The 11,049-nt window shown below is 45.6% G+C and carries 5 protein-coding genes and 3 pseudogenes; 6 read left to right on the top strand and 2 right to left on the bottom strand.

From position 1 onward, the window contains the following. The first annotated feature begins 382 nt into the window (after window positions 1–382). Window positions 383–1,526, top strand: a pseudogene (locus J3364_RS22250) (IS3 family transposase). A 270-nt stretch (window positions 1,527–1,796) separates the two neighbouring features. After that, window positions 1,797–2,576 (top strand): AAA family ATPase, encoded by a 780-nt coding sequence (locus J3364_RS22255; protein ID WP_349560361.1) that lies wholly within the window; start codon window positions 1,797–1,799, stop codon window positions 2,574–2,576. A gap of 89 nt (window positions 2,577–2,665) precedes the next feature. Here J3364_RS22255 and J3364_RS22650 read toward each other — a convergent pair. Next, window positions 2,666–3,293 (bottom strand): annotated as a pseudogene (locus J3364_RS22650) (IS30 family transposase); the annotation flags it as partial. A 2-nt stretch (window positions 3,294–3,295) separates the two neighbouring features. Then, window positions 3,296–4,265 (bottom strand): annotated as a pseudogene (locus J3364_RS22265) (IS3 family transposase); the annotation flags it as partial. Between the two features lie 1,298 nt (window positions 4,266–5,563). Here J3364_RS22265 and gntD point away from each other — a divergent pair. The 4 genes from gntD to J3364_RS22285 form a co-directional block, all read left to right on the top strand. Beyond that, window positions 5,564–6,604, top strand: a complete 1,041-nt coding sequence (gene gntD / locus J3364_RS22270) for a guanitoxin biosynthesis L-enduracididine beta-hydroxylase GntD (RefSeq protein ID WP_349560363.1) — start codon at window positions 5,564–5,566, stop codon at window positions 6,602–6,604. Between the two features lie 74 nt (window positions 6,605–6,678). Next, the gene (locus J3364_RS22275; protein WP_349560364.1) at window positions 6,679–7,812 is read left to right on the top strand and encodes an aminotransferase class I/II-fold pyridoxal phosphate-dependent enzyme; all 1,134 of its coding nucleotides are present in this window, start codon (window positions 6,679–6,681) and stop codon (window positions 7,810–7,812) included. Between the two features lie 55 nt (window positions 7,813–7,867). Then, a complete protein-coding gene (locus tag J3364_RS22280; RefSeq protein ID WP_349560365.1) occupies window positions 7,868–9,514 on the top strand; it encodes a cyclic peptide export ABC transporter in 1,647 nt (548 codons plus the stop codon). Window positions 9,515–9,598: 84 nt separating this feature from the next. Beyond that, the coding region (locus J3364_RS22285; RefSeq protein WP_349560366.1) for a condensation domain-containing protein at window positions 9,599–11,049 on the top strand (1,451 nt) is incomplete at its 3' end.

An 11,049-nucleotide genomic window follows, 5' to 3' on the forward strand; every position in this document is an offset into this window, starting at 1 on the left:
TTATGAAAACGGACGGCATTTACGCCTGATATTGGCTATTTTATGGTCAACCCCGGCGTTGCCGGATGAATCGGCAGAGACCGGTAAATTGCTGGCTGTCTGAAAACGGCGTTTTTGCAGGGGCGACGACTTTGATCGTTGCCCTAAGCATGCTTTTTATCATGCATGCACTGATTTTACATTTTGAAGGTAACTCCGCAAATGTTAGGGAACGCGTGTCCGAAATCCGGACATCGGTGAACTCGGATGTGTAGCTGTTGGTTAGAAGGAAATCACAATAGTGAGCTAATAGCCCCTTTGGTTTTTGACCCGACCTCAGAATTTCGGTTCATTAAAAATTGGAAAATCCGGCATGATAGAGCCCTGAGCAGGAGCTCATGGCATGAAGCGACCCCGGTACACCGAAGAACAGATAGCTTTCGCCCTGAAGCAAGCAGAATTGGGCACACCGGTTCCGGAAGTCTGTCGGAAGATGGGCGTTTCGGACGCCACCTTTTATACCTGGCGCAAGAAGTATGGTGGGCTGTGTCCGTCCGAGTTGAAGCGACTCAAGCAGCTGGAGGAGTAGAACCAGTGGCTCAAGAAGCTTGTAGCCAACCTGAGCTTGGACAAGGCCATGCTCCAGGAAGTGGTGGCAAAAAAGCTCTGAGACCGCCTCGTAAGCGCCAACTGGTGGCTGATCTGCTAAAGCGGTACGGAGTCTGCGAACGCCAGGCGTGTGCGGTCTTGCAGTTCTCCCGCGCGTCCTATCGGTATCAAGCGGTGGCACGGGACGTGTCGGCCTTGTCGATGCGGATCCGAGAGATCACCCTCACGCGGGTTCACTACGGTTACCGGCGCGTGCACGTTCAGCTGCAACGAGAGGGCTGGCGTGACAAGCACGCATGGGTCTACCGGCTTTATCGGGACCAGGGCTTATCGCTTCGCCTCAAGCGGCCCAGGCGCAACAAGGCGGCCAAGAACCACCAGCCACTCCAGCAAGCCAAGCATCCCAATCATATCTGGGGCATGGATTTGTCTCAGACGCCTTGTTTGATGGGCGCAGGTTGCGCCTGCTGACGATCATTGACCTGTATACTCGGGAGTGCCTCGGCATTGTGGTCGGGCAGAGCCTAAAAGGCGACGATGTTCAAGATGCGCTGACCGCGATCGCGCGTTTTCGCGGTAACCCGGACGTCGTCAAGACCGACAACGGTTCGGAGTTCGCTGGCAAGGTCATGGATCGCTGGGCGTATGAACGAAAGATCGAAATTCGACTTCTCGCGACCGGGCCAGCCCACCGACAATGCGATGGTCGAATCCTTTAACGGGCGACTGAGGCAGGAGTGCCTGAACGAACACGGGTTCTTGTCCTTGGCAGAAGACACCAAGCAGAAAATCGAAGCGTGGCGGACCTTCTATAATCAAGTTCGCCCCATTCCGCACTGGTGTGGTCCACGCCCTCGGACTACGCCAGAAAACATGCGGTTTCTCGACGAAAACAGCATCAACTAACGCCGGATTTTTTCAATTCTGGCCTGACCTAAAACGGGGTAGGGTCAACGTATTCGAGTACGTTTGATATCTTCGAAGGTTCTTCAAAAAGCTGCCGATAAAGGCGATTTGCATTGCTAAATATTTGCGAGGAGAGATCGTTTTTGCATATAGTGGCAGGCATACCTATAAGATATGCTATGGTATAAGTTTTCATTTATAAATAGAGGTATTTTGGGCGCTTCATAAAACTATTGTTTATCAGATCTTAGAATCTGTTGTCTGCATCTATTAAAGTAAGTTAACGAGGGACGTAGATTTAGATGGAACCGCTACCATACATACGCGATGTTGAGCTAAAACGGGATCTGGTTAGGTCTTTCGATTACTATCCTTTCTCTATACCGGCTATCAAAAACTTGGATACGTTAGAGTTTGGCAAAGAGGTTACGATACTGGTTGGAGAAAATGGGAGTGGAAAATCTACCTTACTTGAAGCTATAGCTGTAAGTTTAGGTTTTAATCCAGAGGGAGGTACAAAAAATGTCCATTTTGAGACACGAGATACGCATTCTGAACTCTACGAATATATCCGAATCTCAAGGTCATTCAAGAAGTTTAGGGATGGATTCTTTTTAAGAGCAGAAAGCTTTTATAATGTCGCAACTCATATCGATGAGCTTGATAGTGTGGAATATAACTTTGGTTTCTCTAAAGAAAACCCTCCACCGGCTCCTGTAAGCAACGCTTACGGGGGAAAGTCACTGCATAAGCAATCCCACGGAGAGTCGTTTCTCTCACTAATGCTAAATCGGTTTGCCGGGCATGGTCTTTATATTCTCGATGAGCCTGAGGCAGCCTTGTCTCCGACGCGACAGTTAGCGATACTTAGCCGGATATATCAATTGGTTGCTAATCAATCGCAGTTTATTATAGCTACACATTCGCCGATCATTATGGCTTACCCAAAAGCTAAAATTTATCAAGTCGACAGCTCAGGTATATACCCTATAAAGTATGAAGAAACGGAACACTACGAAGTAACAAAGTTCTTTCTTAACAACCCTGATAAGATGTTAAAAGAGTTGTTTTCAGGAGATTAGATTGGCTGAGGCTTGCTCAATTATTTAATTGATGCTTAGCAGTATTGCGTTACTTTTCAGTCAGTAGTTCAAAACTGAATAGCGTGGATTCAACCAATAACCGCAGCACCGCTTATTGATAGCGCTCCGGAGTATTCACCCCAGAACACTTCTGCTGGTGTCCGGTAGCCCAGCCGTTTTCTGGGCCGGTTATTCAACTGCTCAACCACTCGGCTGATGTGCGTTTGAGCCCACTTGGCAAAGTCCATCCCCTTCGGGTAGTACTGCTGCAGCAAGCCATTGTTGTTCTCGTTCGTGCCACGTTGACCCGAGCAGTATGGGTCACAAAAATAGGCCGCCAGACCGAACTCTCTGGCCATCTGTTCGTATTCCGCAAACTCGCTGCCGTTGTCCAGCGTCAGCGTTTTCGCAACACCCCGAATGGGCTGTAAGAGCCGAGTCACGATGCGCGTTGTTTGGATGGCCGTAAACCGCTTCAGACGGCCTGCGAGCAAGTAACCGCACGACGTTCGACCAGCGTCACTCGACCTGATTGCTTGTGGCCCTGGAGTACGGTGTCGCCTTCCCAGTGGCCCAACATGGCACTGCTTTCAATCTCTTGCGGGCGGCACTCAATTCCGACTAGGTTCGGATTTTGCCGAGGCCCGCTTCCTTAGCTCTGCGCCTGCGGCCACGGCTATTCCGAAGCTGACAGAAGCGCCAGAGTTTACCGCCCGATGGTGTTTGGCCAGGTACTCCCGTGGCATTAGCTCTTCCAGTGTTCGTGGGGATGCTCGTCGTTGTATTCCGTGATCCAGGATTCGGTCAGTTCTCGGACTTCGGTGAGGTTCCGGAAGACATACATATTCAGAATCTCGTCACGGTAAGTCCGAGTGAAGTGCTCAACATGCGAGTTGTGAGTGGGTGTGCCCGGCTTGATAACCTCCTGCTCGATACAGTGGTGCTTCGCCTAGTTTGCCAAGGCAATTGAGATGAGTTCCGGGCCGTTTTCCATACGCAGTTTGGCTGAGTAGCCCCGCCAGGCGATGATGCGTTCCGGAGCGCGTATGACCCTCGGTGTTGGCAGGTTCAGGTCAACCTCGATAGCCAGCACCTCTCGGTCAAAGCCGTCCACCACGTTGAAGGTTCGGAACTGGCGACCACAGAACAGACTGTCGCTCATGAAATCCATGGACCAACATCGATTGACGGTAGTTGGTACGCTCAATGGCTCCGGGTATCTCGTCGGGAGTCGTTTCTTTACCCCTTTGTCGTTTGTTCAGGTTGAGCGCTCAATACAGCCGGGGTACCAGCTCGTGGTTCCCCCCGTACCCCCAGCGTCGCAGCACCTTGAAAAGTTTGCTGAAACCATAGGCGGGATAGCGTTTAGTAGCGCTCTGAAGCGCTGCAATCACCGGTTCATCCCGGGAGGCATTCGGCCGATACCGGTATACAGAGTCACTGATGCCAGCGATTCGGCAGGCTCTGCGGATGCTGACACCATGCGCCTGCTTAAGGTAATCCACCGGCTCTCATCGAAGGGCTGGTTGTACAGCTTTTTTCGATCACACCCTTCAGCGGTTTGCGATCTAGGTTCAGCTCGGCGTACATCTGCTGCAGCCGGGGGTTTTCCTCATCAAACTCCTTGCGACGTTTCACGTTAGAAGCTTCCATGCCACCGTACTTCGATTTCCAGTTGTAGTAGGCCGCACGAAGACGCCGTACCCCCGGGCATTACTAGGGAACAGCCGGGATTAAATGCTGGGGGCAGGTCACTCCCGGCAGACTTCTTTGGCCAGGCGACCACCCTCTAACTACTTCAGGATCCTGACGATCTGGTGACTCGTTATACCTCGAGTTCTTCATGTCGTTCTCCGTTTGCCTCGTTGTAGGCCGGAGAACTCTAATGACGCATGCACCGAATTTAGGGGGTGGTTAAAGCGGTCGACACTTCATTTATAATGGGAAGAAACTGTCTACGTTGGTTTGCTTTTCCAGAGTTATGATAATCGGGTGATGAATGCGGAAGACATTGTTCGACACAAAAGCAGAGAAAGGCTACAGCACAAGCTCCGAGATTAACCAATTACAGGACGTGTTGGTCTAGTAGAAGCGATTGGTCTATTAAATAAGTGAACAATCGTTGATATAAAATTTTTTGCATTAATCGCAATATACATCACTTAGGTTAATCAAGTTAATTTATTGAACCTGCAGCAGTGTAATGAATTAGACATCTCTTTCTGATAATTTCCCATAAGATTAAGAGATTCTGTGTTGCATTGTTAATGGTTCGAATTGAAACATACCGCGCGGCGAGAATGGGAAAAGTGCATAAGCTAAGTTAAAAGTTAGAGTTCGCATGCATAAAATTCATACAAATCCATTATTAAACGTCTGTATCTGTATAAATTATTGATTTTAGGCGATTTTGTTTAATTTGCCGCTTGGCAAAAAAAGTCGCTTGAAGACTTGACGGACAGTGAAAGTGAGCTAGTCTTGATTTTCTAAAAGGGATTTTGATAGATCAGCTAGAGGTGAAAAGGATGATGCATCGCAAGAAATTGAATTGCGTTCTAGCAGCTACAGATCGCTCTCTTCCAGTAACTTTAGAAGCTGTTAAATATCAAGCATATTTTAGCAGACTAGACAGTGGTACAAGTGGGTTTTTCCTAAGCTGGCCAGCATGTTTTATCGCTCATTGTAAGTTTTTTCTAACAGAACATAAGATATGCGCGAATTGCTGTTTCGTTACAAAATTATTCACTATATTTTTACTCGGTTTACGGTCTATATTTGAGCGTGTGAATGGTGGGCGCAAATGCGCCACCGAATCATATCGATTAAAGAAGAAACGACTGCCCCCCCCCCCCCCTCCTCCCCTCCGATATATTAGTGGGATTTACACGCCAATAATGACCATTTAGCGATAATTGCTTTAATCGATTTCTTGTTGTGAAAGGTACAATTTTGGCGGATGAACACATTTTCATAAGGCAGGGAGCTATATGGATAATTGCATAGTTTTAAATGAACGGGAAATCGAACAGATTAACCGCTTAACGAGTAGGCTTTCACAAAATTTTGCTGGCTTCGACAATGAGGACTTTTTGAAAGATCTGCCCGTCTCGGCTTACAGACTTCCGGAGCGGCTAGTAAGGTTCATAAATAGCTTTAAATATGACCCTCCCCAGGAGGGATATGCTGTTATTTCAACTGGAATGGTCAATGATTATATTCTCTCCAAAACACCTCCCCATTGGCAACTAGATACAAATAACACCTCATGCGAAGCTCAAGTGCTTACGATATGCCTATGTGCAACCGTGCTGGGGGATCTTTTCGGTTGGTTCACTCAGCAGGATGGCAGAATTGTCCATGATATATTGCCAATAAGGCAAAACGAGTTTGAGCAACTTGGGTCAGGAAGTGGAACCGAGCTTACTCTTCATACAGAAGATGCATTTCATGAATATAGAGGCGACTATCTAGTAATGATGTGCCTTCGTAATCCCGACTCGATACCTACTACTATTGCAAAACCGGACTATGAAAGCTTAACTGATGAGGAAGTCGATGTTCTTTTTGAAGAACATTTTGTCATCAAGCCAGATAACTCACATAAGCCGGCGTATTCTTCTGACAAGCGCTACGTGGACTTGGCTAGCGCGAATAATGACAAGCTGGTCTATGCCTATAGTCATATTGAAGAACTTGTTTCTAGACCAAAAAAAGTAGCGGTGTTATATGGGCATAGAGACCGCCCATATTTACGTTTGGATCCATACTTTATGGAAGAGCCTGATAATTCGGAGGCAAAACTCGCGTTAAGGAAACTCGTAGCTTTAGTTGAGGAAAGCATGGTGGAAGTAACTCTAAAACCAGGTGAAATACTTCTCATTGACAACTACGAGGTCGTTCACGGTCGACGACGTTTCGCGGCTCGATATGATGGCACGGACCGGTGGTTCAAGCGAGTTAATGTGACGCGAGATATAAGAAAGTGCCGAAGTTTATTGGAGAGAAATAGCTCAAGAGTAATTACGTAGTATAACTAGGTGGTTAAGTCCTTTTAAACCGACTTTGATAGCAGGCGAAAGTTGCACGCAGGAGGCGTCCATAAATGAAGATTAAGGAAGATGCTGTGTTGTCAGGTTACGAGCCAGCAAAACTTGAGGACTGGTATCGGAAAAATTATTTTGAAAATGACATCGATATAAGTGGTAGCGGCGTCGAAGAGTATACGTTCAAGGCCATCCAAGAAATTGGTAATTTCGATTTCAACGAGTTAATGAACGAAAGACTAGTTGATGGACCGACCGTTGGGGGCATGCTAGTCCGGCAGCAAATTGCTTCCAAATTTGGTAATGGTGATCCAGATATGGTGTTGACAACAAATGGTGGTAATGAGGCTTTGCAGCTAGCGGTTCGTGCTGTTGTAGAGCCGAACGACGAAGTCATTACACTTGGACCGTGTTACCACTGCCATGACAAAATTGCATTATCTATGGGTTGCGTAGTTAGAAAATGGAACATAGATATAGAAAATGGTTACGAGCTTGATGTGCGCCAACTAGAAGGGCTGGTCAGTAATAAAACTAAGTTGTTGGTAATGAATTTTCCGCATAATCCTACTGGAAAGTGCCTTAAGGATGATGAGCTGGAGAGAGTGGTTGAGCTCGCTAAAAGATATAATATATATATATTGTGGGACGCTGTATTTCAAAGGCTTGTATACGATCGAGACCCCTTGCCAGACCCTATTAGTATATACGATAAAACGATCTCAATCGGTACATTTTCAAAGTTTATCGGCGCTGGGGGGCTTAGGTTTGGTTGGTTGCTAGCTAACGGCGAAATCATCGAGTCGTGCATTAGGCAAAAAGATTATGGGAATCTATATGTTTCACCATTAATTGAGTTCGTGGCACACAACATCCTAAGCAATGTAGAAGGGTTCGTTGGCCCGCGTATTAACCAAACAGCCAGGAATAGATTCATAGTTGATAAGTGGATATCAGATAATAAGACGTATTGTAACTGGATCCTTCCAGATGGTGGTGCTTGTGGGATTATGCGAATAAACCAGTGTAATGACGCAGATACGTTCTGTTCTAAGTTGCTTCAGGAGCATGGAGTTTTATTGGTTCCAGGCACCTGCTTTGGTCTTCAAGGCTATGTTCGTATTGGCTTTGGTTGTAGCGAAGATATGTTAAATTCTGGACTTTCCAGATTGAGGCATTTTTTGTCGAGCTAGTTTTATTCTAAGGATCCTTAATGTAGGTGTAAAGTTATTATAGGTGTCGCAAATAATGTTTAAATCATTGATGTTTCGTTTTCGATGGCTGATAGCTTTAGCGGCAGCTTTGAGCGCGCTGAGCGCTTTGGCAGGTCTGGCTATGTTGACCATGATAACCGACATAATAAGTAGCTTTGAAAAAGGACAATATTCTTTAACCTATCCTTTTTCAATCTTTATTATTGCCGTCGGTATGGTTTTGATTTTGGGAATTGCTTCGCAATACATATTGATCAAGCTCAGTTCGACAGTGGTTTACGAAATTCAGCAGAATCTATTGAAAAGAATACTCTCTTCTAGCTATGAAAATATTGAGAGAGTGGGCGGTCATCGAATTATTGCTGCTCTCGAAAGAGATGTAGGTGCGTTAGCGAACGGGCTATTGGCTATCCCAACGCTTACTTTTAGCTCTATTACTTTGCTTCTAGGTGTTGCGTATCTTGTGTATATATCGCCTTCTTTGTTTTTGCTTGTGTTAGTGGCAATGATTGCGTTGATTGTGTTGGCATCTTGTTTGCTGCGTTATGCAAGAAAGCACCAGGAAGTACTTAGAGAGCACATCGATTCGTTCTACTCTAATATGCAAGTGCTCACTAACGGCGGGAAAGAAATTGGCGTTAATAGTTACCGCCGAAAGCATTTTTTTAGTGATGTAATGTTGCCGTTATTTGATCGAATTAGACTGAGGACTGTTAAATCACAGTTGTTAATTATCTCGCTTGAAAATTTCTCGACTACTTTGGTGTATTTTTTAATCGGAGTAGTTGTATATGCTGCTCAGTTCGTTTTAGATGGGGTTGATTCGTCGATTATTGTAACCTTCGTTCTAGTTGTACTTTATATGGTTACGCCGTTAACGCAACTTGTAGGTATGGGGGAGCAGGTTATAGCGGTGCCTGTATCTTTGCGTAAGGTGGCGAGTCTAGAACTAGCAGCTGCTTCTAATTTTTCGCTAGCCGTGGGAAAGAGTGAAAGTGCTGAGTGGAATCGCTTGGTTATCAAAAATATACAATATCGTTATAAAGGCAATGTGGAGTATTCGTTCTCTGTTGGGCCTGTTTCTGCTGAAATTAACTCTGGTGAAGTTGTTTTTGTAACAGGAGGAAATGGTAGCGGGAAGTCCACTTTTATAAAAATGTTAGTGGGCCTTTACATGCCTGATTCTGGTGACGTTTATGTAGATGGGGTGCATGTTGGCAAGGAGTTGGCCCTGACATCGTATATGCAAAATATTTCAGTTATATTCTCGGATTTCTTTGTATTCGAGCAGGTATTAGATAGCAATGGCGACCATGCGGATGACCGAGATGTTGCGTCACACTTAAGAAAGCTGAAGCTTAATGGGAAGTTAACGTCGCTGGACGGGAAGCTTAGTTCCGTCAATCTTTCGATGGGGCAGAAGAAGCGCCTTGCGTTGCTTCAGTCCTATATGGAGGACGCTCGTATATGTGTTTTCGATGAGCTAGCGTCAGATCAAGATCCAGGCTTTAAGCGCTATTTTTATCGTGAATTGATTCCGGAGCTAAAGAAGGCCGGCAAATTTGTAGTAGTTGTTTCGCACGATGAGAATTACTTTTCAACAGCTGACCAAATTTTACATTTTCGAGACGGGCAGTTGTGCCAGTTTGCTGATGGCTGCGAAGGGGCCGGTGCTGTCTGAGTCGCGTCCGGTATATTTTTCAAGTGAGTTTAATGGTATTTGTTTTTTGTTTTGGCGGAACTATACGTTTAAAGGACTAATGAAATGAATGACTTTTATAGGGATTGTTTTCCGCTGTCTTCCGTTCAAGAAATGGTATATTTGGAGCAATTGATTGATCCGTCGTCACCGCACTTGGTTATAGGTGCGAGCATGGATATTGAGGGTGATTTCGATTTTGAGGTAGCGAAGAGCGCTCTCGTTGTATTATCTAAGAAATGGCCATGTCTTAGATCCCATTTAGTCTCGGAAGGTGATTGCGTCAAGCAAGTTGTTCGCGAGCTTAGTTTTGCCCCCTTGGTTTTCGAGGACTTTAGCGGTGAATATAACGCGGTAAATCAGTCGCGTAGTTTCGTTCGGCGCTGGTTTGAGAGACCGATTGATATGCTTGGTGATTGCTTGTGGCGCGTTATTTTTGTGAAGGTATCGCAAGCTAGATTTACTTTTTCATTTTGTTTTCATCATATTATAGCTGATGGTCTATCAGTTTCTCTTTTTATCAAGGAGTTTGTGCTTGTTTACAATAGGATTATTGCTGGTGTAGGGGGGGGGGAATATAGGGACGATAGCTATTTTAATTATGTGTATGAGCTTTCTAGATACTACGAAAGCAGGCAATATGAACGTGACCGAGATTTTTGGCTCTCTGAGTTTACTGCTATACCTGATTCACTTCTCTTACCTAAAGATACTGTTTCCGACGATGGCAGGTTAAGCAACATTAACAGGTCTTTTATTCAGCGGGCTGAGTACGATAGTTTGCGTCGAAGCCTCGCAGATAATGGTCTGTCTCCTTCTGCTTTTTTTGTTGCGGTAGTAGCGGTCTATTTCTTGCAGGTTTTAAATCGTGATCAGTTGATTGTCGGTGTTCCTGTTCACAATCGATTGAAGGCAAAATATAAAGATTCGATAGGAATGTTTTCTTCGGTTGTTCCTCTTAAGGTTTCAGTTAATTCTGAACAATCATTTCGGTCGCTGGTGGAGAGTTTAACCAGAAAGCTCAGGCAGGTTTATCGTCATCAGCGTTTTCCTGTCTCAGATATAAATCGCGCGTTACGGTTGGCAGCCGTAGGCCGTAAGCAACTCTATGATGTTTTAGTTTCTTTTGAGGATCTTGATACGGAATTCCCCCTCTCTGGCGCTTGCTATAAGGCTGAGCGTTTGGACGAGTATTATTCAAAAACTCCTCTTGCTATATCGGTTTTAGACTCCACCAAAATGGCGGATGTAGAGGTTATTGTAAACAATAACCTTTCGTATATAGATTCGTATGATGCTCCTAGGCTTGCTGATCGACTCGAATTATTGATCAAGGCATTCAATCATGACCTTGATAGGGTTATCGGACGGGCTCAGATAGTAGATAACTCCGAGCGTGAGCAGTTGCTGTACGGGTTCAACGACACGACGGTGTCCTATCCGCAGGACCGGTGTATCCATGAGTTGTTCGAAGCCCAGGCGGAGCGTCGCCCGGACGCGATCGCCCTGGTGTTTGG

It is taken from the genome of Marinobacter sp. NFXS9 (genome assembly GCF_040148665.1).
Lineage (GTDB): Bacteria > Pseudomonadota > Gammaproteobacteria > Pseudomonadales > Oleiphilaceae > Marinobacter_A > Marinobacter_A mangrovi.

Excerpts from the sequence above, each read along its gene's own strand:
- J3364_RS22280 (WP_349560365.1), top strand. The coding sequence starts at position 7,868 with ATGTTTAAATCATTGATGTTTCGTTTTCGATGGCTGATAGCTTTAGCG.
- J3364_RS22255 (WP_349560361.1), top strand. The coding sequence starts at position 1,797 with ATGGAACCGCTACCATACATACGCGATGTTGAGCTAAAACGGGATCTG.
- gntD (WP_349560363.1), top strand. The coding sequence starts at position 5,564 with ATGGATAATTGCATAGTTTTAAATGAACGGGAAATCGAACAGATTAAC.
- J3364_RS22275 (WP_349560364.1), top strand. The coding sequence starts at position 6,679 with ATGAAGATTAAGGAAGATGCTGTGTTGTCAGGTTACGAGCCAGCAAAA.